This window comes from Paucibacter soli (genome assembly GCF_037482845.1).
Taxonomy (GTDB): domain Bacteria; phylum Pseudomonadota; class Gammaproteobacteria; order Burkholderiales; family Burkholderiaceae_C; genus Paucibacter_B; species Paucibacter_B soli.
In genome coordinates this window covers 146,925-171,703 of record NZ_JBBHJW010000011.1, presented here as the reverse complement: position 1 = coordinate 171,703, position 24,779 = coordinate 146,925, and the positions used below count along the sequence as shown (strand labels likewise).

Genomic DNA, 24,779 nt, shown 5'->3' with positions numbered 1-24,779 from the left:
GAGGTGCCATTACTCTGAGACCCTTCTCAACCAGTCTATGTACGCCAGATTTGCATCAGCAGGTTGATTCTGCATATGGGTCTGCAGTTCTGTTGTCATGCCGAACGCTTTCCAGACGAGCGGAGCCAAGCGCCTGGCGAAACTCGTTGTCTGATTGCATTCGCGTAGCAATTGAAGACTGCGTTCCTTGTACTCAGCTAGAACGTCCGATTGATAGTCCAGAGCCTTGCCTAGACCGGAGATGTACATCAGCTTCGGTACCTCGGCTGTAGGCCAGTGCAGGGCCATATTGAGCGGCCATTCGAGCATGGCGCGCTCGCCCCACATTGTTGATTTCGGCATGTGATCGTTGGCGAGCAGTGTCAACATGAGGGCTTGGCCCAACTCGCTCAGATACACCGGCATAACCTCGGTCGAAGGGCGCTGATAAAACACGTCCAGTGGCTGTTGGCGTTTCAAACCGATGTGGGTGAGTAGCCGTTCCTCCAGTGCAAGCACTAGAGCCCCAAGTTCAGCCTGCGCTGCCCTGCCGCTTTCGCTGGCATGTTTGGTCCGTGTATTGCAATCCCACAGGCATAGGCCGATTTGCCACTGAACATCATCGCCGTCTCTCGTGCAGCCAATCTTGCCAGTTACGAAGTACTTCATCCCCTTTGGCACGATTTCGAAGAGCGCAGTACCGTCGGTTTCACCTCCTGAGACAACTGGGCCGCCGCCTTCGACGATCAGGATGTAGCTGCTCGCTGCGTAGTCACTCCAATAGTGCGCGGCTTCCGCAAGGTAAAGCGGAATGGCTCGGGTGAATCGACCCAAATCGTCTTCGCGTTGAGACTCGGCCCGTTCGGCGCCTTCCATGATCTTTGAAAGCGGAAAGAAGCCGATCTCCGGTGCCCCCGTGGCTTTCTGTGCAAAGAACCAGTCGGCACTACGCAACCCGTAGTGCCAGATTGGTTGAGTCAAGGCGATGGTGATGACCTCCAAACTACTGGTCTCGATTGGCGTACCTGTTGCCATCTGCTTGCGCATGTCCTGAAAGGCTTGCGAGAACAGATCCAGGTGCTGCTTGATTGGCGCGATTCCCAACGCGTACATGCGGGAAAGCAAAGCCTCGCCTTCATCTACTTTCCCGAGTTCCTGGCAAGCGCGCAGCAAGTTGAGGCCTGTCATCGGATCGTGCTTGCGTTCGTCGTAGGCTGGACCAATCAGTTCGAGAATCAGCGGAGTCTGACCGTTGTTACCCAAGTCGCCAGAAATCATCATCAACGAACTGCCGTCGAACAGACCACTCGCGAGCACATCGGCGTACAGCGTACGTGCGGCATCAACGTCCTTGTGTGCAAGATGATGGCGTGCCAGCCATAGTTTCGCCCGCCAGCTTCCTGGCAGGGCAGCTGCTGTGCGCAACGCCTGAAGGTAGCCCGTTTCTCCACCGCGTTCCTGATGGATGGCTGCCCACCATAACAGTCCGCTGTCCAAATTGGGGTCCGCCTGCACCGCTCGCCAAAGCGTTTCATCCGCGTCGCCCTGGTCTCCGCGTTCGGCAAACACCTTGGCCAGATTGGTTAGCAGGGTTCCAGTCTCGCCAGCCTGCTCAATGCCGGATCGCAACGCAGTCTCGGCAAGGTCAAGGTGCCCGTTCTTCATCAGCACGATGCCCAGGATTGCATGACTGCGCTCAGGGATCGGATCAATCTCCAGCAAGCGCTCAGCGGCAGGCCTCAGATCGGCCGCAAAGCCATCCTTGAGTCCCGAAACGATCAAGTTGTAGAGCTCGCTCGCTTCGTTCCATTTCTGCCGCAGATTCGGCAGGAATACCTTGTCGCGCCATTCTTGCCGCGTGATCTTTAGCTCGCGCCCATAGGCGTCATAGACCGTAATAAGTTCTCCACCGGGTGGCGATGAGGCCGTTCCTTGAGTGTGTCCACTAGAAGCGACCGCGGGCGTTTCGTCTTTCGTTCCGGCTAGAGCCGAGAGGATGCGCTTGAACATGAATGGAGCAATAGGAGTCCGTGGCTCGTTGGCAATGAGGTGCTGTGTTGCCAGATGGCGAGCGCCCCGGCGGTGTAGGCAGCGGTGACGACTCTAACGTAGCGGCAACAGTTTCAACTGGACGACCGTTCTCGGAGGAATCGTCGTGCTTCCACTCCTGGCCGACCCCATCCAATCGACCTTATGCTGCCGATGCCTGAATGCCTTCATCGGCTCTAATGCCTGACCCCCACCCGGATGCGCCCCTCGGTCTCACCGGCACATGCATGCAAGCATGAATGATTGAACGATGACCACGCAAACCCAGATGAATCCGACCCCCGATGCCAACAACCCCGGCGCCGCCCCCATGCACCTCCCGCGCCCGCGCATCGCGCCCTCCAACGCCTACCGCGCCCGTGTAGCGGCAGCGCGCATGGCGGCGATGTTGGCAGCAACGCGTACCGATGGATGCCTGCCATGACGCCGCGCGCCGAGGCGATTGCGCAGCTGGCGCGCTATCTGGCGCGCTACCCGGAGGAAGAGGCGCGCCTGGCCGCACTATCGGCGCAGTTGGCCGATGATGCTGGCGATGTGTTCGGCCGCGCCAATATGCGCGGGCACATCACCACCAGCGCGATCGTGCTGGACGCCAGCCTGAGCCGGGTGCTGCTGATCCATCACAAGACGCTGGATCGCTGGCTGCAGCCCGGCGGCCATTACGAGGCGCCGGGCTCGCTGTGGGACTCGGCGCTGCGCGAGGTGGCCGAAGAGACCGGCGTGACCGGACTGCGCCCGCATCCGCTGTGCGCCGGCCTGCCGCTGGACATCGACAGCCACGCCATTCCCGGCAATCCGCGCAAACAAGAGGGCGCGCATTGGCACCACGACTACGCCTATCTGGCGCTGGCGGATGGCCATGACGCTGCCGCGCCGCAGGCACTCAGCGCGCAGCTGGACGAGGTGCATGCGGCCGCCTGGCGGCCGCTGGCGCAGCTCGCCGGCTTGCCCAGCGACCGGCTGCACACCGTGGCCGCCAAGCTGGCGGCCCTGCTGGCTTCCTAGCCCTTCTTGCCCGGCGCCTTCACCAGACCCTCGCAGGTCTCGCGCTGCTTGTCGGCCGCGTCGACCTTGGCGCAGATGCCGTCCAGCTGGGTCTTGAGACGCGCCAGCACGGCGTCATGCTGGCCGTTCGCGTTCCATTTGGCGAGCGCGCCGCCTACCTTCTGCAGCGAACGCGCGCTGCGCTCGTAAAAACTGCCCTTGTCCTGCGCGGCCTCGCTGAAGAGCTGGGCGGCGGTCTTCTCAATGCGGGTGGCATCCTGCGGCGCCAGCTCGGTGAGGGCAGCAAAATAGCCCGAGCCCCATTGCAGGCGTGTGGCCGGGCCCTCGCTCTTGGCGAAGGCCTCCTCGTACCATTTCAGCGCCTCGTCCTTGCGGCCCTGCTTCTTGGCATTGCCGCCCAGCGAGCTCATCAGGTAGTAGGGCGAGTGGCTCTTGGCGAGGCTGGCCTTGAGCAGCTCGTCGCTGTCCTTCCAGAGTCCGGCCTGGCCCAGCACATGAGCGGCCGAGGTGATCACGGCCTGGCGCTCGTAGCCGTCGGTGATTTCGCGGTCGGCGCGGGCGGCATGTTCCTTGACCTCGTTCACCAGGCCGGCGCTGAGCTTGGGATGCAGCTCGCTGGGCGCCACCTCCAGGCGCGCCAGCTCCACGCGCGCGATCAGCGCGCTGATGCGGTCGGCGCGCGAAAGCGTGGCATCGGCCTCCAGGCGCTTGAGCGTGGCTTCGAAGGCGGCCACCAGGGCCTTGCGCTCGGCACCGGCAGCGGGTGCCAGGGTCTTGACGATGTCGGCCGCGCCATTCGTCAGCACGTCCATGTGCAGGCGCGACTCGGCGGGGCTCGCCAGCACGGCCCGGACCTTGTCGCCCAAGGCCTTGTCGGCCTTGAGCCCTTTGCCCTCGTCGCTGGCGGCCAGGGCCTTGAGCCACAGGCGCGTGGTGGTTTCGCCGTCCACGCCCTGGCTGGCCGCGGCCAGCTGGGCCAGCAGGCCGGCGCGCTCGGCCACCGGCACCAGCTGCTGCTCGTCGGTCTCCCAGGAGTAGAAGCTCAGCAGCTTCCATTCATTTGCCGACAGCTTCTTGTTGCCGGCCTTGGCATCGGCCAGCACCGCCTTGATCGGGCGGCCGCCGGCCAGGCCCAGCTGCAGCACCTTCAGCACCTGCGGCGCATCGGCCTCGCCGGGCAGGCGGGTGAGCTCCTGGCCATCGGGGCTGAACAGAATCATGGTCGGGTAGCCGCGCACCTTGAAGCGGGTGCCCAGCTTTTGCGCGCCGGGCTGGTCGCCGTCGATATGCACCGGCACGATGGCGCGCGTCTGCTCGATGAAGTCCTGGCGGTTGAACAGCGTGGCCTTGAGCTGGTTGCAGGGCGGGCACCACTTGGCGCCCCAGTACAGCAGCACCGGCTTCTTCTCGGCGCGCGCCTGCGCAAAGGCCTTGTCGACATCGCCATCCCCCGCGGCCTCCTGCCAGGCAATGCTGGCGCTGGCGGCGGCGGCAGCAGCAGCAGCATGTACTTGGGGCGCGGCCAGCAGGGCGGCCAGGCTGAGCGCGGCGGCGAGGGCGATGGGCGTGAAGAGTCTCATGATGATGGCTTGGATATGGTGAGCGGATTGTCCGCGTTGGCGCCGGCCGCCGATAGTCGGGCTTATGCTGGCGGCCCATTCTGACCAGCCGCCCCGCCATGGCCAAAACGCATAGTCCCTCCGCGCCGCTGGCGCAGCGGCTTCAAGAGGCGCTGGCGGCCCTGCAGGCCCAGGCGCGCCCCGATCAGCTGGCCGGCATGGCGCGCTTCGGCCTGGTGGGCGCCGGCCGCCTGGGCCTGGCCGTGCCCGCCCTGCGCGCCTTGGGCAAGCGCCTGGGCCCCGACCATGAGCTGGCGCTGGCGCTGTGGGACAGCGGCATTCCCGACGCGCAGATCCTGGCCTCGCTGCTGGCCGAGCCGGCCCGGCTGACGCTGGCGCAAATGAACCATTGGACCGATGGCATGCAGGCCTGGGATGTGTGCGACCAGGCCTGCCTGAACGCGTTCCGGCGCGCGCCGCTGGCCTGGGCGCGCATCCCGGTATGGGCGCGCCGCCGCGAGGAATTCGCCAAGCGTGCCGCCTTCTCGCTGCTGGCCGTGCTGGCGGTGCACGACAAGGCGCGTCCAGATGCCGATTTCGAGGCCATGCTGCCGCTGATAGACGCGGCCGCCGGCGACGCGCGCAACTTCGTCAAGAAGTCGGTCAACTGGGCGCTGCGCCAGATCGGCAAGCGGAATGCCGCGCTGCGGGCCCAGGCCATTGTCGCGGCCGAGCGGCTGCGCGAGCGCCCCGAACGCGCCGCCCGCTGGATTGCCAGCGACGCCTTGCGCGAATTTCAGCCCCGGGGCTGATCGTCACCCGGAGCAGGGGCACAGGCCATGGAATCCGGAGCCGACCTGCCACGCCAAGGACTGAGCGCCGCGCAAGCGGCCGCGCGCCTGGCGCAGGACGGCCCCAACCAGCTCACGCCATCGCGCCCGCGCACGCTCTGGCAGATGCTGGCCGAGCTGGTGCGCGAGCCGATGCTGCAGCTGATGCTGGCGGCCGGCCTGGTCTATCTGCTGCTGGGCGATCGCCGCGAGGCGCTCATGCTGCTGGCCTTCGTGCTGCTGATGGTGGCGATCAGCCTGGTGCAGGAGCAGCGCACCGAGCGCGTGCTGGAGGCGCTGCGCGACCTCACCAGCCCGCGCGCCCTGGTGCTGCGCGATGGCGCGCCGCAGCGCATTGCCGGCACGGCGGTGGTGCGCGGCGATGTGCTGCTGCTGGCCGAGGGCGATCGCATCGCCGCCGACGCACGCCTGCTCGAGGCCTACGACCTGCAGACCGACGAATCCCTGCTCAGCGGCGAATCGCTGCCCGTGCTCAAGTCGCGCGGCGAGGCGGTGCTGGCCGGTTCCATGGTGGTGGGCGGCCAGGGCCTGGCCGAGGTCACGGCGATCGGCGCGGCCAGCGAGATCGGCCGCATCGGCGGCGCGCTGGCCGAGATCGCCAGCCCCGATTCGCCGCTGCGCAGCCAGACGCGCCGGCTGGTGCGCGTGTTCGCGCTGCTGGGCCTCGCGCTCAGCGCCGGCCTGGTGCTGCTCTATGGCCTGGCGCGCGGCGACTGGCTGGCCGCCGTGCTGGCGGGCATCTCGCTGGGGATGGCCATGCTGCCGCAGGAGTTCCTGCTGATACTGACCGTCTTCATGGCGATGGGCGCCTGGCGGCTCTCGCGCCAGCGTGTGCTGACGCGCCGCGCCGCCACCATCGAGACCCTTGGTTCGGCCACCGTGCTGTGCACCGACAAGACCGGCACGCTCACGCTCAACCGCATGGCGGTGGCTGAGCTGCGGCCCTGGGGCCAGGTCTTGCCGGCCGAGCTGCTGGAGTTTGCCCTGCTGGCCAGCGAGCGCGAACCCTTCGACGCGATGGAGCGCGCGCTGCTGGAGTGCGCGCGCGGCCAGTTATCGCCGCCCGTGCCGCTGCACCCGGGCTGGCGCCTGGTGCACGAGTACGGCCTCAGCAGCAGCCTGCCGGCCATGACCCATGTCTGGCGCGACGAGGCGGGCGCCGCGGTGGTGGCGGTGAAGGGCGCGCCCGAGGCGGTGCTGGGCCTGGCCCGCCTGGGCGCCGCGCAGGCCGAGGCGCTGGGGGCCGAGGCGCGGGCGCTGGCGGCGCGCGGCCTGCGCGTGCTGGCGGTGGCGCGCGCGGGCTGGCAGGGGCAGCAGGACTGGCCGGCCGCGCCCGACGGCTTTGCCTGGCAGCTGCTGGGCCTGGTGGCCTTTGCCGACCCGCTGCGCCCCGAGGTGCCGGCCGCGATCGAGCAATGCCGCGCCGCCGGCCTGCGCGTGCTGATGATCACCGGCGATCATGCCGAGACCGCGCGCGCGATTGCCGCGCAGGCCGGCCTGGCGGCGACGGCCGGCGTGCTGAGCGGCCCCGAGCTGGCCGGAATGGGCGAGGCCCAGCTGCGCGCGGCGGTGCGCCGCCACCAGGTGTTTGCGCGCATCCGGCCCGAGCAGAAGTTACGCATCGTGGCGGCGCTGAAGGCGCAGGGCGAGGTGGTGGCGATGACCGGCGATGGCGTCAACGACGCACCCTCGCTGAAGGCCGCGCATATCGGCATCGCCATGGGCGGGCGCGGCACCGATGTGGCGCGCGAGGCCGCGGCCCTGGTGCTGCTGGACGACAACTTCGCCTCCATCGTGCAGGCGGTGCGCCTGGGGCGGCGCATCTTCGACAACCTGCGCAAGGCCATGGCCTTTGTGCTGGCCGTGCATGTGCCGATCGCCGGGCTCTCGCTGCTGCCCCTGCTACTGGGCTGGCCGGTGCTGCTGGGGCCGGTGCACATCGCCTTTCTGGAACTGCTGATCGACCCGGTGTGCTCGGTGGTGTTCGAGGCCGAACGCGAGGAGGGCGATGTGATGCGCCGGCCGCCGCGCGACCCGCAGGCGCCGCTGTTCTCGGCCGGGCTGATGGCCTGGAGCGCCGCCCAGGGCCTGCTGGTGCTGCTGGCCGTGGCCGGCCTGTTCGGCTGGCTGCTGGCGCAGCAGTTCAGCGCCGAGCAGGCGCGCAGCCTCGCCTTCGTGGCCCTGGTGGCCTGCAATATCGGCCTGATCCTGGCGAACCGGAACCTGCGCGCCAGCCTTTTGCAGGCCTGGCTGCGGCCCAATGCGATGCTGTGGGCGATGTTGCTGGCCACCGCCGCGCTGCTGGCCGCGTGCCTGGGCCTGGCGCCGCTGCGCGAGGTGTTCCGCTTCGCGCCCGTGGCGCCGCCGCAGCTGCTGGCGGCGCTGGGCCTGGGCCTGCTGGTCTGGCTGCTGCTTGAGGCCGTGAAGGCCCTGGCGCGCCGGCGGCTGTGAGGTCGGGCGGCGAGCTGTGCGCGCGCGCTGTGCGCCGTTGTTGTCAATCCGGCTCGGGCGCCGCCACCAGCACCGCCGCATGCGGCGCGAACTGCGCCAGCGCCACGCCCGAGAGGGTCAGCGCCGCGCCCGCCAGCTTGATGGCGGTGAAGCTCTCGCCGGTCGTGAGCCAGGCCGCCAGGCCGGCGATGGGCGGCATCAGGTAGATCAGCGGCGCGGTGCGCGCCACGCCGCGCTGCGCATTCACCCAGCCCCAGCCCAGCCAGCTCACAAAACCAATCATCACGATGGCCCAGGCCGCGCCCAGCCACAGCCAGGCCGAGACGCCGGCCCAGTCGACCCGCAGCGCCACCGGTGCGGCGTAGAGCAGCACCGGCAGGGTGGTGGCCAGGCTGGCATAACACATCACCAGCACGGCGCCATGGCGCTCGATCAGCGGCTTGGCCGCCACCGTGTAATAGGAGAACAGCGCGGCCGCCAGCAGCAGCACCAGGTCGCCGCCGCTGGCGCGCCAATTGCCATTGGCCAGCTTGTCGGACATGAAGACCAGGGCGCCCAGCGCCGCCAGCGCGATGCCGATCAGCTGGGCGCGCCGCAGCCGCTCGAGGCCGTAGGCGCGCAGTATCAACAGGGTGAACACCGGCCCGCAGGCCAGCAGCACCGAGCTGGAAAAAGGCGTGGAGAAATGGATGCCGTAGCTGGACAGCGCCAGATGCAGGCCCTGGCCCAGGCAGCCCAGCCGCGTGAGCGCCCAGGCGTCGGCGCGCGAGACGCGCGGCCAAGCCAGGCCATAACGGTAGAACAGCAGGCCCAGCACCATCAGGGGCATGAGGGCAAAGCGCAGGAACAGAAAGCCCTCGGGCTGCATGGCCGTCAGCAAGGCCTTCTGGATCGGGAAGTTCAGGCCCCAGATGAGGACGATGAGCAGGCCGGCGACGAGCGCAATATGGTTGCGGGGAGCTGAGGGCGTGGGCATCGGCGCATCATGCCGCAGCTCGGACAGGCCCACCTGTTGGTAGGGCACATGACCTTGGCTACAGTCGGCGCAGTTATGCAAACAACAAGAACCCCCGACCCGCAAGCCCGCCTGCTGGCATTGGTGCGCGACAGCGCCTGGATGATGGACGCGCTGCGCGCGGTGCGCAGCCTGGACCTGCCCAACTGGTGCATCGGTGCGGGTGCCTTGCGCAACCTGGTCTGGGATGCCTTGCATGGCAAGTCCATGCCCTCGGCGCTTGCCGATATCGACGTGGCCTACTTCGACGCGGGCTGCCTGGCGTCCGAGCGCGACGCCGAGTTGCAGTCACGGCTGTGCGCCATGCGGCCGGGCCTGCCCTGGGAGGTGACCAATCAGGCTGGTGTGCATCTGTGGTTCGAGGCCTGCTTCGGCCATGCGGTGGCGCCGCTGCGCTCGCTGGAAGAGGCGGTGGCTTCCTGGCCCGAGTACGCCACCGCGGTGGGGGTGAGGCTGGATTGGGATGACAGCCTCACGGTGATTGCCCCGCATGGCTTGCACGATCTGTTTGCCTGCGTGGTGCGCCGCAATCCGCTGCGGGTGAGCCTGGAGACCTACCGCCAGCGCCTGGCCCAGAAGCGCTATGCCGAGCGCTGGCCCAGCGTGCGGGTGCTGGATGAACCGGCCCGGGCGGGCGCATGAGCGGCATGGCCGGCAGCAAAAAAGTGCTCGTCAGCGCCTGCCTGTTGGGCCAGCCGGTGCGCTATGACGGGCTTGGCCAGCGCAGCGACAGCGCGGTGCTGCAGCGCTGGCTGGACGAAGGCTGGGTACTGCCGCTGTGCCCGGAGCTGGCCGGCGGTCTGCCGGTGCCGCGCGCGCCGGCCGAGATCGGCGCCGGTGCGGGCGGCGGCGCGGTGCTGGCAGGCCATGCACGCGTGATCGACGCCGCCGGCCAGGATCTCACCGCGGCCTTCGTGGCCGGGGCCGAGCAGGCCTTGCAGGCGGCACGCCAGCATGGCATTCGCGTGGCCGTGCTCAAGGAGGGCAGCCCCTCCTGCGGCTCTGCGCGCATCTACGACGGCAGCTTCGCTGCGCGGCGGGTGCCGGGGCAGGGCGTCAGCGTCGCCTTGCTGCGGGCGGCCGGTATCGCGGTCTTCAGCGAGCTGCAGTGGCTGGAGGCCGATGCCTGGCTGGCTCAGAACAGCGCATAGTCCAGCGCGCCGCCGTCCTGCGCCTTGACCGAGGCAAAGCGTGCCGACAGGCGCGACTGCACATTCAGCGTCAGCGGCGCGAAGCCGCTGCCGCGGGTGAGCTCGTCGCCATGCACAAAGCACCAGTAGAGAAAGCGCATCGTCATGGCGGCGCTGTCGGCGCGCGGCGGGCGCGCATCAAAGAGCACGAAGCTGGTGAGGGTGATGGGCCAGCTGTCGGCGCCGGGGCGGTTCAAGAGGCTGGCTGTGTCCTTGCCCTGCGCAGCCAGATCGCTGTGGCGCATGGCCGAACGAAAGCCCTGGTCCGAGGCCGCGACCCAATGGCCATCGGCATTGCGCAGGCTCACGCCGGTGAGCCTGTCGCGCACCACGCGGTCGTAGCTGACATAGCCGATCGCGCCCTCGTTGGCCCTGAGCGCGGCGCCGACGCCGTCGTTGCCCTCGGCCGCCAGCACCTCGCCGGGCCATTTGGGCAGCTGGCTCGCACCCACGCTTTCGGCAAAGGCCGCCGAGCTCAGCGCCAGGTAGCGCGTGAAGCCCTCGGTGCTGCCCGACTTGTCGGCGCGCACCACGCGTCTGATGCGCAGCGCCGGCAGGGCCAGGCCGGGGTTGTGCGCGGCGATGCGTGCGTCGTTCCAGCGCGTGATGTCGCCGGCCAAGATGGCGGCCAGCAGTTCGCCGCTGAGCTGCAGCCGGTTCGCCGCCACGCCGGGCAGGTTCACCACCGGCACGATGCCGCCCACCAGCATGGGGATCTGCACCAGGGCGCGCTTGTCGAGCTCGGCGGCGGGCAGGGGCGTGTCCGAGCCGCCGAAATGCACGGCGCGTGCGCTGATCTTCTTGAGCCCTTCGCCCGAGCCGGTGGCGCGGTAGTCGACCCGCACGCCGGTGGCCTTCTCATAGGCCTGGGCCCAGCGCTCATAGACCTTGGAGGGGAAGCTGGCGCCGCTGCCCTGCACCTGGGCGAGGGCGGGCGGCGTGCAGAGGGTGCTGAGCAGCAACACGAAAAACGCGCATCGGAACATGGGCAATGACAGGGCATACCGGCAACCGGCGGCGCGATGCTAGTGGGCGTCTGTGAAAGCCTGATGTCGGGCCGACGAGCCGGTCAGCGCTCGCGCCGCAGCGTGCCCAGCATATTGCTGGCGCCGCCCATCACGAAGACGCTGTAGACGCCACTGGAGAGCACCGGCAGGCTGGCGATGCTGAACACCGGCGTGCCCGAGGTGGGCGAGCTGACGCTCAAGAGCGAGGCCGTGCTGGATGGGATGCTGCTATTGGCCGAGCTGCTGCCGGGCACCACATTGGTGGCGATGGCGCTGTAGTCCACGCTCATGGTGAGGCCGGTGTTGAGGCTGGCCACGCCGTTGATGAGGCGGATCTTGGCGCTGCTGAGGGTGGTGGGCAGGCGGTTGTCGTCGGCCAGCAGGCTCAGCTGCGGCGCGGCCGCATCGCCCCACACCAGCAGGGTGTAGTCGCCGCCGGGCTTGAGGCTGGGGTTGGCCACGCTCAGGGCCTGGCCGTTCACCGTCAGATCCAGCTTGGCGCTATTGCCGGCCGCCACCGTCTTGTACTCGCCGATGGTGGGCGCCACCGAGCTGGGCAGCAGGCTCACCTCGCCCAGCAGCCCGCTCACGCTGGCATTGCCAGCGACGGCGGCCACCACGCGGGCGCGTGCCACCGCGCCGGGGTAGTTCGTCACCGCGCCCTGCTGCTTCACATGCAGGCCGTTCACCAGCACGCCGCCCTCGGTGGCGGTAACGATGAGGGTGGAGACGCCGGTGGAGTCCAGCGTGATGCTGGGGATGTCCAGGCGCATATCGCTCTTGTTGCCATAGCCGGTCAGGCGCACGCGGTAGCTGCCGGCGTTGATGCTGTTGTAGCCGCTGCCGCTGCCGCCGGCCAGGTTGGTGGCGATGGGCGTGGCGTTGTCGAGGCTGTCGGTGGCGGGGGTGAGGTAGACGTCGAGCGCACCGGCGTCGCTGGCCAGGTTCAGCACCAGCAGCTTGCTCTTGCCGCTGTCGGCGGCGGCTTCCGCTTCCTGCAGCAGGGTGGTGCGCAGCGCGCCGGCCCAGCCGTAGGCGATCAGGCTGTAGTGGCTGCCGCTGGCCAGCGAGGGCGTGGTGCTGGCCGCCGTGGTGCCCACGCCGCTGGCCAGCACTTGCGAGCTGGTGGCGCCGGTGCTGACGCTGGCATAGCTGCCGGCGTTGGCATAGGCGATATTGCTGTTGACGCTGACGCTGTTGACCGTCAGGTCCAGCGAACCATAGCCGCTGCTGGCATTGAGCAGGCGCAAGCTGGTATCGCCGCTACTGCTGCTGTTGCCGCCGCCGCAGGCGCCGAGCAGAAGGCTGGCGCCCGCCATGAGCAGGCCATGGGCCCAGGGTTTGAATCGCATCTGATCACTCCGGAAAAAGGGTCCGGGCGATTCCAACCGGGCCACGTTGCTGAGCGGTGTGCCAGCGTGTCGCGGCGGTGAAGAACTGTGTCTGGGCGGGGCGGGCGTGCGAGTAGTGCAAGCTCTCCAAAGCGGGGTTTGCCTGCATGAGCGCCGTGGAGGCCACTGCTAGCATGGCCCGCCACTTTCTCCTGAGCGCCGCCATGAGCTATCCGCACCTGCTTGCCCCCCTGGACCTCGGCTTCACCACGCTGAAGAACCGCGTGCTGATGGGCAGCATGCACACCGGCCTGGAGGACGGGCGCAAGCATTTCGAGCGCATGGCGGTGTACTTCGCCGAGCGCGCGCGCGGCGAGGTGGGGCTGATCGTCACCGGCGGCTATGCGCCCAATATCGAGGGCTGGGCCAAGCCCTTTGCCGGCACCCTGGCCACCGCTGGCGCGGCCCGGCGCCACAGCATCATCACCAAGGCCGTGCATGCCGAGGGCGGCAAGATCGCGCTGCAGATACTGCACACCGGCCGCTATGGCTACCAGCCCTTTTGCGTGGCGCCCTCGCGCATCCAGTCGCCGATCTCGCCTTTCACGCCGCGCGAGCTGAGCGCGCGCGGCATCGAGCGCCAGATCCGCGCCTTCGTGCGCTGCGCCAAGCTGGCGCGGGAGGCCGGCTACGACGGCGTCGAGGTGATGGGCTCCGAGGGCTATTTCATCAACCAGTTCCTGGTGGCTCACACCAACCAGCGCCAGGACGAATGGGGCGGCAGCTACGCGAACCGCATGCGCCTACCGCTCGAGATCCTCACGCGCATGCGCGAGGCGGTGGGGCCTGACTTCATCATCATCTACCGGCTCTCGATGCTGGACCTGATCCCCGACGGCAGCAGCTGGGACGAGGTGCTGCAGCTGGCGCGCGGCGTGGCCCAGGCCGGCGCCACCATCATCAACACCGGCATAGGCTGGCACGAGGCGCGCATCCCCACCATCGCCACCTCGGTGCCGCGGGCCGGTTTTGCCTGGGTCACGCACAAGCTGCGCGATCAGTTGCGCGCCGAGGGCATCACCACGCCGCTGATCACCAGCAACCGCATCAACACCCCCGAGGTGGCCGAGAACGTGCTGGCCGAGGGCGCGGCCGATATGGTGAGCATGGCGCGGCCCTTCCTGGCCGACCCCGAGTTCGTCAAGAAGGCCAGGGAGAACCGCGCGGACGAGATCAACACCTGCATCGCCTGCAACCAGGCCTGCCTGGACCATACCTTTGCGCAAAAGATCTCCACCTGCCTGGTGAACCCGCGCGCCGCCTTCGAGACCGAGCTCAAGATCGTTCCCATCGCCGCCGACGGCCAGCGCCGCATGAAAAAGATCGCCGTGGTGGGCGCCGGCCCGGCCGGCCTGGCGGCCTCCACCACCCTGGCCGAGCGCGGCCACGAGGTGCATCTGTTCGATGCGGCCGGCGAGATCGGCGGCCAGTTCAATATGGCCAAGCGCATCCCCGGCAAGGAGGAGTTCCAGGAGACGCTGCGCTACTTCGGCCGCCGCATCGAGGTGACGGGGGTGCGGCTGCACCTGAACACCCGCGTGGGCGTGGACGTGCTCAAGGGTTATGACGAGGTGCTGCTGGCCACCGGCGTGACGCCGCGCAACCCGCGCATCAAGGGCCAGGAGGAGGGCGCGGCGCGGGGTCAGGTCTTGAGCTATATCGAGCTGCTGGCCGGGCGCGCGCCGGTGGGCCAGCGCGTGGCCATCGTGGGCGCCGGCGGCATCGGTTTCGACGTGGCCGAGTACCTGCTGGAGGCCGGCCAGTCGCTCACCCTGGAGCCCGCCGCCTGGCGCCGCCACTGGGGCGTGGGCGACCCCAGCGAGACGCGCGGCGGCCTCTTGCGGCCGGCGCCCGAGGCGCCCACGCGTGCCATCACGCTCCTGCAGCGCAAGGCCGGCAAGCTCGGCGCGGGCCTGGGCAAGACCACCGGCTGGATCCACCGCGCCGCACTCAAGATGAAGAACGTCGAGATGCTGGGCGGGGTCAACTACGAGGCGATCACGCCCGAGGGCCTGTGGGTCAGCTATGGCGAGAAGCGCGCCGACGGCCAGCTGATCGCGGCCGACACCATCGTGCTGTGCGCCGGCCAGGAGCCCTTGCGCGAGTTGCAGGCCCCGCTGCAGGCCGCCGGGGTTTCGGTGCATCTGGTGGGCGGCGCGCTGGAAGCCGGCGAACTGGACGCAAAGCGTGCAATTTTGCAGGGAACGCGCTTGGCATCGTCCCTGTAAACCCTAGTCAGTATCAAGCCAGCTCACGACACTCCGAAACGCCGAGAACGAGGGAACACCCGCTGTGCCGGGGTGCTCTGAAGATGACCTGCGCCGACGCCGGCGCCATAAAAGGTTTGTTGGGAACTATGAGCTTGACCTTGTTGCACCGACGCATCGTGCCCATGGCGCTGGCCTGGCCCATGTGGGCGGGCGCTCAGACCACTGCCGAGACGATTGCCAACCCGCTGGGGCTCAGCGGCGGCAACGCCATCCTCTGGCTCAGCACCCTGTGCGTGGCCGGTGGCGTGGCCCTGGGGCTGGTGCTCAGCCTGGTGCTGAGCCAGCGGGTGCGCCTGCGCCGCCGCCGCGAGGAGCTTGTGCGCCTGCGTCGCGACCGCGCCAAGCTGCGCGCCCTGCTCAACGCCATCCCCGACCCGATGTATTTCAAGGACGCCCAGGGCGCTTACGAGGGCTGCAATCCGGCCTTCGCGAGCGTGGTGGGTGCCGACGAGGCCCAGCTGATGGGCCGGCGCGACGCCGATCTGGCCAGGCCCCCCACATGGACCAAGCAGACCAGCGCCAAGCGTGTGCTCAACTGGGTCGAGAAGCCCGATGGATCGCGCCTGTGCCTGGATGTGATGAAGGCCGAGGTGTTCGACGACGATCATTACCTGGGCCAGGTGGCGGTGGCGCGCGACGTGACCCAGCTGCAGCAGGCGATGGAACAGGCGCGCCGTGCCGCTACCGTGTTCGAGCATTGCGGCGAGGGCATCATGGTCACCGACGCGCGGCTGCAGATCTGCGACCTGAATCCGGCCCTCAGCGAGATCACCGGCTTCGGCCGCAGCGAGTTGCTGGGCAAGGTGCCGGGGCTGTTTCGCGAGGATGAGCAGGACCCCGACAAGCTGCAGGCCCTGTGGGCCGAGGTCGAGCGCTGCGGCAAGTGGAGCGGCGAGCTGGTGGACCGCCACAAGAACGGCGACACCGTGCCGGTGTGGCTGACGGTGGTGCGCGTGCCGGCGGATGAATCGCAGGGCCAGGAGGTGCAGTACCTGAGCGTGCTGACCGACATCTCGCGCATCAAGCAGACCGAGGCCGAGCTGCTGCACCAGAGCCTGCACGACCGCCTCACCGGCCTGCCCAATCTGGCCCTCTTGCGCGACCGCATCGCGCGCCAGATCGGCATCGCACAGCGCGACCATACCTGCGTGGCGGTGCTCTATATCGACCTGGACGGTTTCCGCGACGTCAACGACATCGCCGGCCACCAGGCCGGCGACCAGGTGCTGCGCACCACCACCGAGCGCTTTGTGAACGTGGTGCGCGCCAGCGATTCGGTGGCGCGCGTGGGCTCGGACGAATTCGTGGTGGTGCTCAGCGGCCTGGTGGACGAAGAGACCGCGATGCGCCTGGGCGACCGCCTGATCCAGGCCATGGACGAGCCGATTCTGGTGGGCAGCCAGCGCTTCAACCTGGGCGCCAGCATAGGCCTGGCGCTGTTCCCCGCCGATGGCGTGGCGGTGGACGATCTGCTGCGCAATGCCGAGGCCGCGATGTGCCGCGCCAAGGTGCATGCGCGCAATACCGTGCAAGCCTACCGCCCCGAGCTGACCCAGGTGGTGCAGCAGCGCTTCGAGCTCACCCACGCGCTGCGCCATGCCAACGAGGCGGCGCAATTCCGGCTGGAGTACCAGCCCCAGGTGCGCCTGGCCGATGGTGCGCTGGTGGGCGCCGAGGCCTTGCTGCGCTGGCGCCACCCGACGCGCGGCCCGATCTCGCCGGCCGAATTCATCCCGCTGGCCGAGGATACCGGCCTCATCATCCCGATCGGCCGCTGGGTGCTGGAGCAGGCCTGCGCCCAGGCGGCGCGCTGGCAGGGTCAGCCCGGCAAGCCCCAGCAGGTGGCGGTGAATGTGTCGGCGCGCCAGCTGCGCCAGTCGGACTTCATCGACACCGTCGACGTCATCCTGAAGGAAACCGGTTGCCCGCCGCAGGCCCTGGAGCTGGAGGTGACCGAGAGCCTGCTGCTGGAGGATGCCGAGCAGGCCATCGCGCTGCTGGGCCAGCTGGCCAGCCGCGGCGTGCGCGTGGCGATCGACGATTTCGGCACCGGCTATTCCTCGCTCTCCTACCTGAAGCGCATGCCGGTGCAGACGCTCAAGATCGACCGCAGCTTTGTGCACGAGCTGGGCAGCGACAGCAACGTCGCCGCGATCGCGCGCACCGTCATCGTGCTGGCGCGCAGCCTCAACCTGGACGTGCTGGCCGAGGGCGTGGAAACCGCCGAGCAGGCCGAATGGCTCAGGCGCGAGGGCTGCGACTGGGCCCAGGGCTGGCATTACGGCCGCCCCATGCCGGCCGAGGACTTCGTGCTACCCAGGCAGGAGCCGGTGCGCAAGGCGCCGCTCATGCAGCTGCATCTGGCCTGAGCGTTTAAGCTCGGCCCCATGCTTCTTGCAGCAAACCCTGGCTCCCCACCGTACTTGTTTTGGCCCCTGTTCACGCGCCTGGGCGAGGCCCAGCTGCTGCTGCCGCTGGCCTTGACCGGCGCCGCCTGGCTGGCCTGGCATGGCAGGCAGGCCGCCCTGGCGCGACGCTGGCTGCTCGCGCTGGCGGCGGCGGTGGCGCTCACCACCGCCAGCAAGCTGGCCTTCCTGGGCTGGGGCCTGGGCCTCGCCGCCTGGGACTTCACCGGCTTCTCGGGCCATGCCATGTGTGCCGCGGCGGTGCTGCCGGTGACGGGGTGGCTGGCTCTGCGCGGCCGACCCTGGGGCTTTGGACTGGGCCTAGCTCTGGCCGCTCTGGTTGCCTTTTCACGCGTGCAGGTGAGCGCACACTCGGCGTCCGAGGCCTTGTCTGGCTTGCTGCTTGGTGTGGCCGTCAGCCTGTGGGCGCTGCACGGCCAGTTCCGGCTCAGACTGGTGCTGCCGATCTGGTTGCCGGCCAGCGCGCTGGCCTTGCTGCTGCTGGCGCCGGTGGCCGCACCGCGCGCGCGCACGCACGATTGGGTCGTCCAGCTGAGCTTGCAGCTCTCCGGTCGCGAGCAGCCCTATACCCGGTTGGAGTTGTTGCGGCGGCGGCAGCAGCATTCCGTCAATTCAAGGCCGCTTGCGCCGGCTTGATCTCGCTCCACAAGGCCAGCAGTTCCAGGTCCGACAGCTCATGCACGTCCAGGCCTTGGCGCAGCTCCAGGCTGGAGTCGAACCAACCGCAGTTCGCGCTTGGCTGCTGCGGCTGGCGGGGCTGGCTGGTGGCAAACTGCATGGCGAGGGTTCCTGGATAGCGGCCTGATGTGAGATCCAGTTTGGGCGCCGCAGCCCCGGCTTCCCATCACACGCGGGTGGGAGCGAAGGGGGTGGCCCCCCCGATGGGGGAGGGGCTTGAACTTCCTAGATCGGCAGCGCCGTGCTGTTCTTCACCTCCTCCATCACCGCATAGGTGCGGGTCTCGCGCACGCCCGGCAGGGTCCAGATCACGCTGCCGATGAACTCGCGGTAGGCGCTCATGTCGGAGACGCGGGTCTTGAGCAGGTAGTCGAAGCCGCCCGCCACCAGATGGCATTCCAGGATCTCGGGGCGCGCCTGCACCGCGGCCTTGAAGTTGTCCATCACATCCTGCACCGTGCGGTCCAAGAGGATTTCGATGAAGACCAGCATGGCCGCGCCCAGCTTGGCCGGGTTGAGGCGCGCCTCGTAGCCCAGGATGTAACCCTCGCGGGTGAGGCGTTTGACGCGCTCCAGCACCGCGGTGGGGGAGAGGTGCACCGCCTCGGCCAGCTTGAGATTGGAAATCCGCCCATCCTGCTGCAGCACGCGCAGAATGCGGGCATCGATCTTGTCGAGGGTGTTGTCGGCTTCGCTGCTCATATGGATTTCTCACTACCGATCCGCAGATGATCGGAATTTAATCCAAGAGGTGCGCGAATAAAGTTCAGGTCTTCGCTAAATTTCTTCCCGAACTGGGGGATGCCATGACTGCTTTCGCCTTGCCGCCCGAGACCGCCCGACTGCCCAACCCCTACCGCGATGAAATGACGGTGCTGAACGGCCTGGTGGCCGCCTTTGGTGCCGGCCCCGACTGGGCGGCGGTGATCAATCAGGCCACGCCCTGGGTCCAGCATGTGCGCGACAACCCCGCCCCCTTCTGGGCGATGGAATCGCTGCTGCGCGAATACCCCATCACCAGCGCCGAGGGCCTGGCGCTGATGCGCCTGGCCGAGGCGCTCTTGCGCGTGCCCGACGCGCCCACCGCGATCGCGCTGACGGCCGACCAACTGGGCCGTGCCCAGTTCGAGGGCGGCTCCGACGGCCCGCACAAGATGCTGGCCAGCCTCTCGGCCAGCGCCATCTCGCTGTCCAAGAAATTCCTGCCCGACGCCGATGGCGAGGGTGGCCTCCTGACCCGCCTGGGCGCGCAGACCGTGGTGGCCGCGACGGTGCGCGCGATCCAGCTGCTGGGCCGCCAGTTCGTGCTGGGCCGCAACATCAAGGAGGCCATGGGCGAGGCTGACAGCGAGCGCAAGTCCGAGCCCAAGCTCAGCTTCAGCTACGACATGCTGGGCGAGGGCGCCCGCACCGAGGCCGATGCGCGCCGCTACCACGCCGCCTATGTGACGGCCATCGAAGCCATCGCCAGCGGCCGCAAGGCCGAGGCGCCCGAGACCGCCGACGGCATCTCGATCAAGCTCAGCGCCCTGTTCTCGCGCTACGAGGTGCTGCAGCGCGAGCGCGTCTATGCCGAGCTGCTGCCGCGCGTCTGGCAGCTGATCGAGAAGGCCGCGCAGGCCAATATCAACCTCACCATCGACGCCGAGGAGGTGGATCGCCTGGAGCTCTCGCTGGAGCTGCTGGACGCGCTGGCCGCGCGCATCGCCAGCCATTTCCCGCAGTGGCGCGGCTTCGGCCTGGCGGTGCAGGCCTACCAGACGCGCGCGCTGGAAGTGGTGGACGAGGTGGCCCGCATCGCGCGCCAGCATGGCCTGCATTTCATGGTGCGGCTGGTGAAGGGCGCCTATTGGGACGGCGAGATCAAGCGCGCCCAGGAGCAGGGCCTGGAGGCCTACCCGGTGTTCACGCACAAGCAGCACACCGACGTCTCCTACCTGGTCTGCGCGCAGCGCCTGATCCAGCATGCCGATGTGATCTATCCGCAGTTCGCCAGCCACAACGCCGGCACCATCGCGGCGATCCTGCAGATGGCCAAGGCGGCCGGGGCTAACTTCGAGCTGCAGCGCCTGCATGGCATGGGCGAGGGCATCCACCGCGAAGCCATCAAGGACGGCAGCATCGCCTGTCGCGTCTACGCTCCGGTGGGCGAGCACCGCGACCTCCTGGCCTATCTGGTGCGCCGCCTGCTTGAGAACGGTGCCAATTCCTCCTTTGTGCACCAGCTTGCCGACCCCAGCGTCAAGCCGGCCGAGCTCTTGGCCTCGCCGCTCACCCAGCTGCAAAAGCACAGCGCCCTGCCGTTGCCGGCGCGTCTCTACCAGGACCACCAGGGCCTGGGCCGGCGCAATTCCACCGGCGTGGACCTGACCGTGCTGGCGCAGCGCGCGCCGCTGGCGCAGGCGCTGGCCGAGTGCCAGGTCTTGCCGGTGGCCGAGGCCACGCCCGAGCAGGTGGATGCGGCGATGGTGCGCCTGCAGGCCGGCTTCGCCGGCTGGAACGCCACGCCCGCGGACCAGCGCGCCGCCGTGCTGCGCCGCGCCGCCGACGCGCTGGATGCACGCCTGCCCGAGTTCTGCGCCCTGCTGGTGAAGGAGGCCTTCAAGACCCAGGGCGATTGCGTCGCCGAGGTGCGCGAGGCGGTGGACTTCCTGCGCTACTACGCCGACGAGGCCGAGCAGCATGGCGGCGCCATGCAGGGCCGCGGCGTGTTCGTCTGCATCAGCCCCTGGAACTTCCCGCTCGCGATCTTCGCCGGCCAGGTGGTGGCCGCGCTGGTGGTGGGCAATACCGTGGCCGCCAAGCCCGCCGAGCAGACGCCGTTTGTGGCGCTGAAGATGGTCGAGCTGCTGCACCAGGCCGGCGTGCCCGAGGATGCTCTGGTGCTGCTGCACGGCCCCGGCGAGACCGTGGGCGCCCGCCTCACCGCCGCGCCGCAAACCGCCGGTGTCTGCTTCACCGGCTCGACCCAGGTGGCGCAGATCATCAACCGCACCCTGGCCGCCAAGCAAGGCCCGGTGGTTCCTCTCATTGCCGAGACCGGCGGCCTGAATGCCATGCTGGTGGACTCCACCGCGCTGCCCGAGCAGGTCTCGGACGCGGTGGTGCAGAGCGCCTTCCGCAGTGCCGGCCAGCGCTGCTCGGCGCTGCGTCTGCTGTGCGTGCACGAGAGCATCGCCGACGGCGTGATCGAGATGATTGCCGGCGCGCTCAAGGAACTCTGGGTCGGCCAGCCCGCCGAGCTGGCCACCGACGTGGGCCCGGTGATCGACGACGAGGCTTTTGCCAACATCGCCCACCATGTCGAGCGTCTCAAGCGCGAGGCGAAACTGATTGCCGAGGCACCGGTGCATGACGCCGTGCCCCGCCTCATCAAGCCGGTGGCCTTCGAGATCCGCAAGGCCAGCGAGCTGGGCCAGGAGATCTTCGGCCCGGTGCTGCATGTGCTGCGCTGGAGCGGCGAACCCGACGCGGTGATCGCGCAGATCAACGCGCTGGGCTATGGCCTGACCCTGGGCATCCAGACCCGCATCGACAGCCGCGCGCTGCGCCTGGCCGACAAGGCCCGCATCGGCAATGTCTATGTGAACCGCAACATCATCGGTGCGGTGGTGGGCGTGCAGCCCTTTGGCGGCGAAGGCATGTCGGGCACCGGACCCAAGGCCGGCGGCCCCAACTACCTCTGGCGTTTTGCGGCCCAACCCGATGCGGGCGTTGCACCTGCCGCTACAGCTGAGCCGGCGCCGGCCAGCGCTCAGGTGGATCTGAGCGCGATCAACACCCTGCGCGTGGGCCATGCGCATTGGAGCGAGGTGGCGCTGGAAACCCGCGTGGCCGCGGTGCAGCGTGCCACCGCGGGCCTGGACGAGGCGATGGCGCGTGCCCTGCGAGCGCACGCCCAGCAGGCCCAGCGCGGCCTGGCCACCAAGGTGCTGCCCGGCCCCACCGGCGAAAGCAACGAGCTGCGCCTGCATGGCCGCGGCGTGATCGCGGTGCTGGCGCAGGGCGCGAGCCCGGCCGAGCTGGCCGGCGCGGTGGGCGCGGCCCTGCTGGCCGGCAATGCCGTGGCCCTCTTGGGCGCCGCTTCTGGCGACGCGCTGCGCCTGGCGCTGCTGCGTGGCGGCGTGGCCGCCGAGGCGCTGGCCCTGCTGCCGGGCGACGCCGGCACCCAGCGCGCGCTGCTGCAGCATCCGGAGCTGGCCGGCGTGTGCATCGCCGCCGCCGGCAATGGCTCGGCGCGTGCCCTGGTGCAGGCCCTGGCCGAACGCAAGGGCGCCATCCTGCCCCTGATCAGCGCCGCCGAGGCCGCCAATCCGCAGCACCAGTACCGCTTCGCCGCCGAGCAGACCCTGACCATCAACACCGCGGCGGCGGGTGGCAACGCGGCGCTGCTGGCGGGAGTCCACTGACGCCCGGCGCAGGCAAGGCGCATGCTTGCGCCGCCGCTGAGGCCCTGGCTGGGGTCCCACTTACACTGAGCCCCATGGACAGCAAGACCCTGGCATTCATCGGCGGCGGCAATATGGCCAGCGCCATCATCGGCGGCCTTCTCATCAAGGCCGGCCGCCCGGCCAACACCATCCTGGTGGTGGAGCCGATGGAGGCGCAACGCGCCAGGCTGCAGGCCGAATTTGCTGGCCTGCGCGTACAGGCGGCGGCCGATGCCGGCCTGGCCGAAGCGGCGCTGGTGGTGTGGGCCGTCAAGCCCCAGCTGTTCGCCGAGGCGGCTGCACCCTGTGCCGCTCATGTGAGCCAGGCCCTGCAGCTCTCGGTGATGGCAGGCATCCGCAGCGCGACGATTGCCAAGGCCAGCGGCGCGGCGCGCGTGGTGCGCGCCATGCCCAATACCCCGGCCCTGATCGGGCAGGGCATGGCCGGCCTGTTTGCCAACGCGGCCGTCTCGGCCGCCGACCGCGACCTGGTGGAGGCCGTGCTGGCGCCCACCGGCCGTACCCTGTGGGTGGACGCCGAGGCCGATCTGGACGCGGTGACCGCGCTCTCGGGCTCGGGCCCGGCCTATTTCTTCTATGTCGTCGAGGCCATGACAGCCGCGGGGAAGCAGATGGGCCTCAGCGAGGCCCAGGGCCGCGAACTGGCCCTGGCCACCTGCGCCGGCGCCGCCGCGCTGGGCCTGCAGTCCAGCGAGCCGCCTAGCGTCTTGCGTGAGCGCGTCACTTCCAAGGGCGGCACCACTTACGCCGCCATCAGCAGCCTGCAGGCGGATGGCGTGGGCGAGGCGATCCAGCGTGCCGTGCTGGCCGCGCAGCAGCGCGCGCAAGAACTCGGCAATGAGTTTGCAGCAGGCTGAGCCGCTGTGGGCATTGCGAGCCGCACCAGCCTGCGCGCCTGGCTGCGCGCCCCCGGTTCGCTGAGCCGGCGTCTGGCGCGCCTGGGTGAGCGTTTCGAGGTCCAGGTCTTGCGCCAGGCCGTCACGCCGCTGCGCGCGCAGGAGCGCCTGGCCTTGGGCCTGCCGCGGCGCGGCTGCACGGTGGTGCGCGAGGTGATCCTGCGCGTGGACGGCGTGCCGCTGGTGTGGGCGCGCTCGGCCCTGCATCAATCGGCGCTGGCGGGGCCCTGGAAGGCGCTCAAGGGCCTGGGCTCGCGGCCGCTCGCGCATCTGCTCTACGACGATCCGCGCATCACGCGCAGCGAGCTGCAACCGCGCCGCCTGAACCGACATGGCCACACGCGCCGCCAGATGACCAAGCAATGGCGCCAGGCCACTGGCGCCGAGGCCTCGGCGCAGATGCTGTGGTCGCGCAACTCGGTGTTCACGCGCGGCGGCGCGCAGCTGAGGGTGCTTGAGCTGTTTGCGCCTGAGTTGGCGGGGCGACAGGTGGGGCGGGCGCTAGGGCGAGGGCAGGCGCCGCCTTGAACGCTAGTGCAGCGTCCGCAACGCCGCCACGGTGTCGGCCAGGCTTGTTGGCAGGGGAACCTCGGTGCGCCAGCCCAGCACCGTCTTGGCGCGCTGGCAGGAGAAGTTGACGACCTTGCCGCTGACCAAGGTGGCGATGATGTCCGGCGTTCCGATGCGGGGTGTGCCAAGCAGCCGGTGGCACATCGCGTCGTAGAGCGGCAGAAAAGGGGCGACAAAGGTCGGCAGCGTCAGCAGCGGCGCGCCCAGCTTGGGATCGATGGCCGCGAGCGCGAGTACCAGCTCGGTGTACGAGGGGATGTGGTCGTAGCCGACGATGAAGCGGCCGGTCGCGCCCTTCTCGAAGGCCAGCAGATGCGCCGCCGCCACGTCGCGCACATCGACCAGGCTGAAGGTGCCGCGCGGCGCTCCAAGGCGGAACTCGCCCATCAGACAGGCCTGGATCAGGTCGATGGTGGGCGTGCGCCGCGAAAACCCGGGCCCGATGATGCCGGCCGGGAGAATGGTCGTCAGCTCGATCGACAGCTGCTCGGCCAGCGCCCAGGCCAGTCGCTCGGACTCCACCTTGGCACGGAAGTATGGAATGCGCAGATCGGTGGCCCAGTCGTCCTCGGTCACGGGCGCTGCGCCCACGGCCGTGAGCGGCAGCGTGACCACCGACGATGTCAGGATAACGCGCCGTATGCCCGCCCGGGCCGCCGCTTTCAGCGCGACCTCGGTGCCGCGAATGGCCGAATCGAGGATCTCGCCCTCCCTGCCGCGTTCGGTGGTCGAGTAGACGGCGGCGACGTGGAACAGCGTGTCGACGCCGGCCAGCGCCGCCTGCATCTGGGCCTCGTCCCGCACATCCGCGGCCGCCAGTTCGACGCCTGGAATGCTCCGAAGCATCGCCGTCTTGTCTGGCGCGAGCGTGCGCACCGAGGCCCTCACCGCGTGGCCCCTGGCGCGCAGCAGGCTCACCAGATTCAGGCCCAGATGTCCGTTTGCGCCGGTGACCAAAGCTTGCATCTTGCACCCCCTGTTGCTGCACGCC

20 protein-coding genes are annotated in these 24,779 nt (G+C 69.1%); 12 read left to right on the top strand and 8 right to left on the bottom strand.

The window, feature by feature from the left end:
• Positions 1–9: 9 nt before the first annotated feature.
• Positions 10–1,989 carry a tetratricopeptide repeat protein gene (locus tag WG898_RS21570; RefSeq protein ID WP_339604843.1) on the bottom strand — a complete coding sequence of 660 codons (1,980 nt, stop codon included), beginning with the start codon at positions 1,987–1,989 and terminating at the stop codon, positions 10–12.
• A gap of 289 nt (positions 1,990–2,278) precedes the next feature.
• On the opposite strand from WG898_RS21570, the gene WG898_RS21565 reads away from it, so the two are divergent.
• Together WG898_RS21565 and WG898_RS21560 are read left to right on the top strand one after the other, a co-directional pair.
• Complete coding sequence (locus tag WG898_RS21565) at positions 2,279–2,452, top strand: hypothetical protein (protein WP_339604842.1); 174 nt, start codon at positions 2,279–2,281, stop codon at positions 2,450–2,452.
• On the top strand, positions 2,449–3,033 hold the full coding sequence (locus WG898_RS21560) for an NUDIX hydrolase (protein ID WP_339604841.1): 585 nt from the start codon (positions 2,449–2,451) through the stop codon (positions 3,031–3,033). Before WG898_RS21565 ends, WG898_RS21560 begins: the two co-directional genes overlap by 4 nt.
• On the opposite strand, the gene WG898_RS21555 is transcribed toward WG898_RS21560, so the two are convergent.
• Positions 3,030–4,613, bottom strand: a complete 1,584-nt coding sequence (locus WG898_RS21555) for a thioredoxin family protein (RefSeq protein ID WP_339604840.1) — start codon at positions 4,611–4,613, stop codon at positions 3,030–3,032. The two genes, WG898_RS21560 and WG898_RS21555, sit on opposite strands and share 4 nt — an antisense overlap.
• Before the next feature lie 98 nt (positions 4,614–4,711).
• Between WG898_RS21555 and WG898_RS21550 the strand changes: the two genes are divergently transcribed.
• On the top strand, positions 4,712–5,404 hold the full coding sequence (locus WG898_RS21550; RefSeq protein WP_339604839.1) for a DNA alkylation repair protein: 693 nt from the start codon (positions 4,712–4,714) through the stop codon (positions 5,402–5,404).
• A 27-nt stretch (positions 5,405–5,431) separates the two neighbouring features.
• Positions 5,432–7,894, top strand: coding sequence for a cation-translocating P-type ATPase (locus WG898_RS21545; RefSeq protein WP_339604838.1), 2,463 nt, complete (start codon positions 5,432–5,434; stop codon positions 7,892–7,894).
• Positions 7,895–7,937: 43 nt separating this feature from the next.
• On the opposite strand, the gene WG898_RS21540 is transcribed toward WG898_RS21545, so the two are convergent.
• Positions 7,938–8,918 (bottom strand): DMT family transporter, encoded by a 981-nt coding sequence (locus tag WG898_RS21540; protein ID WP_339604837.1) that lies wholly within the window; start codon positions 8,916–8,918, stop codon positions 7,938–7,940.
• A 27-nt stretch (positions 8,919–8,945) separates the two neighbouring features.
• On the opposite strand from WG898_RS21540, the gene WG898_RS21535 reads away from it, so the two are divergent.
• Both WG898_RS21535 and WG898_RS21530 read left to right on the top strand, forming a co-directional pair.
• Positions 8,946–9,551: a nucleotidyltransferase family protein gene (locus WG898_RS21535; protein WP_339604836.1), complete on the top strand. Its 606-nt coding sequence runs from the start codon at positions 8,946–8,948 to the stop codon at positions 9,549–9,551.
• A gap of 5 nt (positions 9,552–9,556) precedes the next feature.
• Positions 9,557–10,060 carry a 2-thiouracil desulfurase family protein gene (locus WG898_RS21530; protein ID WP_339604835.1) on the top strand — a complete coding sequence of 168 codons (504 nt, stop codon included), beginning with the start codon at positions 9,557–9,559 and terminating at the stop codon, positions 10,058–10,060.
• Here WG898_RS21530 and pstS read toward each other — a convergent pair.
• Both pstS and WG898_RS21520 read right to left on the bottom strand, forming a co-directional pair.
• A complete protein-coding gene (pstS, locus tag WG898_RS21525) occupies positions 10,045–11,064 on the bottom strand; it encodes a phosphate ABC transporter substrate-binding protein PstS (protein ID WP_339604834.1) in 1,020 nt (339 codons plus the stop codon). The genes WG898_RS21530 and pstS overlap by 16 nt on opposite strands.
• Positions 11,065–11,168: 104 nt before the next feature.
• Positions 11,169–12,458 carry a DUF4397 domain-containing protein gene (locus WG898_RS21520; protein ID WP_339604833.1) on the bottom strand — a complete coding sequence of 430 codons (1,290 nt, stop codon included), beginning with the start codon at positions 12,456–12,458 and terminating at the stop codon, positions 11,169–11,171.
• 203 nt (positions 12,459–12,661) lie between these two features.
• Here WG898_RS21520 and WG898_RS21515 point away from each other — a divergent pair, with 203 nt between their 5' ends.
• The 3 genes from WG898_RS21515 to WG898_RS21505 all read left to right on the top strand — a co-directional run bounded on the left by WG898_RS21515 (position 12,662) and on the right by WG898_RS21505 (position 17,829).
• Positions 12,662–14,725: an oxidoreductase gene (locus tag WG898_RS21515; RefSeq protein WP_339604898.1), complete on the top strand. Its 2,064-nt coding sequence runs from the start codon at positions 12,662–12,664 to the stop codon at positions 14,723–14,725.
• A gap of 128 nt (positions 14,726–14,853) precedes the next feature.
• Positions 14,854–17,136, top strand: a complete 2,283-nt coding sequence (locus tag WG898_RS21510; protein ID WP_339604832.1) for a sensor domain-containing protein — start codon at positions 14,854–14,856, stop codon at positions 17,134–17,136.
• Between the two features lie 54 nt (positions 17,137–17,190).
• Positions 17,191–17,829 (top strand): phosphatase PAP2 family protein, encoded by a 639-nt coding sequence (locus tag WG898_RS21505; RefSeq protein ID WP_339604831.1) that lies wholly within the window; start codon positions 17,191–17,193, stop codon positions 17,827–17,829.
• Here WG898_RS21505 and WG898_RS21500 read toward each other — a convergent pair.
• Positions 17,801–17,971 (bottom strand): hypothetical protein, encoded by a 171-nt coding sequence (locus WG898_RS21500; RefSeq protein WP_339604830.1) that lies wholly within the window; start codon positions 17,969–17,971, stop codon positions 17,801–17,803. The two genes, WG898_RS21505 and WG898_RS21500, sit on opposite strands and share 29 nt — an antisense overlap.
• A 125-nt stretch (positions 17,972–18,096) precedes the next feature.
• Complete coding sequence (locus tag WG898_RS21495; RefSeq protein ID WP_339604829.1) at positions 18,097–18,573, bottom strand: Lrp/AsnC ligand binding domain-containing protein; 477 nt, start codon at positions 18,571–18,573, stop codon at positions 18,097–18,099.
• A gap of 104 nt (positions 18,574–18,677) precedes the next feature.
• Between WG898_RS21495 and WG898_RS21490 the strand changes: the two genes are divergently transcribed.
• From WG898_RS21490 to WG898_RS21480, 3 genes are all read left to right on the top strand, one after another.
• Positions 18,678–22,280 (top strand): L-glutamate gamma-semialdehyde dehydrogenase, encoded by a 3,603-nt coding sequence (locus tag WG898_RS21490; RefSeq protein WP_444718983.1) that lies wholly within the window; start codon positions 18,678–18,680, stop codon positions 22,278–22,280.
• A gap of 74 nt (positions 22,281–22,354) precedes the next feature.
• Entirely contained in the window at positions 22,355–23,179 is an 825-nt protein-coding gene (proC, locus tag WG898_RS21485) for a pyrroline-5-carboxylate reductase (protein WP_339604828.1), read from the top strand.
• A gap of 6 nt (positions 23,180–23,185) precedes the next feature.
• Positions 23,186–23,746: a chorismate--pyruvate lyase family protein gene (locus tag WG898_RS21480; protein ID WP_339604827.1), complete on the top strand. Its 561-nt coding sequence runs from the start codon at positions 23,186–23,188 to the stop codon at positions 23,744–23,746.
• A gap of 3 nt (positions 23,747–23,749) precedes the next feature.
• On the opposite strand, the gene WG898_RS21475 is transcribed toward WG898_RS21480, so the two are convergent.
• Positions 23,750–24,754, bottom strand: coding sequence for an NAD-dependent epimerase/dehydratase family protein (locus tag WG898_RS21475; RefSeq protein ID WP_339604826.1), 1,005 nt, complete (start codon positions 24,752–24,754; stop codon positions 23,750–23,752).
• Positions 24,755–24,779: the final 25 nt, after the last annotated feature.

Coding starts and splice junctions, on each gene's coding strand:
- WG898_RS21495 (WP_339604829.1), bottom strand. CDS start 18,573: ATGAGCAGCGAAGCCGACAACACCCTCGACAAGATCGATGCCCGCATT.
- WG898_RS21545 (WP_339604838.1), top strand. CDS start 5,432: ATGGAATCCGGAGCCGACCTGCCACGCCAAGGACTGAGCGCCGCGCAA.
- WG898_RS21565 (WP_339604842.1), top strand. CDS start 2,279: ATGACCACGCAAACCCAGATGAATCCGACCCCCGATGCCAACAACCCC.
- WG898_RS21475 (WP_339604826.1), bottom strand. CDS start 24,754: ATGCAAGCTTTGGTCACCGGCGCAAACGGACATCTGGGCCTGAATCTG.
- WG898_RS21555 (WP_339604840.1), bottom strand. CDS start 4,613: ATGAGACTCTTCACGCCCATCGCCCTCGCCGCCGCGCTCAGCCTGGCC.
- WG898_RS21560 (WP_339604841.1), top strand. CDS start 2,449: ATGACGCCGCGCGCCGAGGCGATTGCGCAGCTGGCGCGCTATCTGGCG.
- WG898_RS21570 (WP_339604843.1), bottom strand. CDS start 1,989: ATGTTCAAGCGCATCCTCTCGGCTCTAGCCGGAACGAAAGACGAAACG.
- WG898_RS21490 (WP_444718983.1), top strand. CDS start 18,678: ATGACTGCTTTCGCCTTGCCGCCCGAGACCGCCCGACTGCCCAACCCC.
- WG898_RS21535 (WP_339604836.1), top strand. CDS start 8,946: ATGCAAACAACAAGAACCCCCGACCCGCAAGCCCGCCTGCTGGCATTG.
- WG898_RS21510 (WP_339604832.1), top strand. CDS start 14,854: ATGAGCTTGACCTTGTTGCACCGACGCATCGTGCCCATGGCGCTGGCC.
- WG898_RS21515 (WP_339604898.1), top strand. CDS start 12,662: ATGAGCTATCCGCACCTGCTTGCCCCCCTGGACCTCGGCTTCACCACG.
- WG898_RS21520 (WP_339604833.1), bottom strand. CDS start 12,458: ATGCGATTCAAACCCTGGGCCCATGGCCTGCTCATGGCGGGCGCCAGC.
- WG898_RS21550 (WP_339604839.1), top strand. CDS start 4,712: ATGGCCAAAACGCATAGTCCCTCCGCGCCGCTGGCGCAGCGGCTTCAA.
- WG898_RS21530 (WP_339604835.1), top strand. CDS start 9,557: ATGGCCGGCAGCAAAAAAGTGCTCGTCAGCGCCTGCCTGTTGGGCCAG.
- proC (WP_339604828.1), top strand. CDS start 22,355: ATGGACAGCAAGACCCTGGCATTCATCGGCGGCGGCAATATGGCCAGC.
- WG898_RS21500 (WP_339604830.1), bottom strand. CDS start 17,971: ATGCAGTTTGCCACCAGCCAGCCCCGCCAGCCGCAGCAGCCAAGCGCG.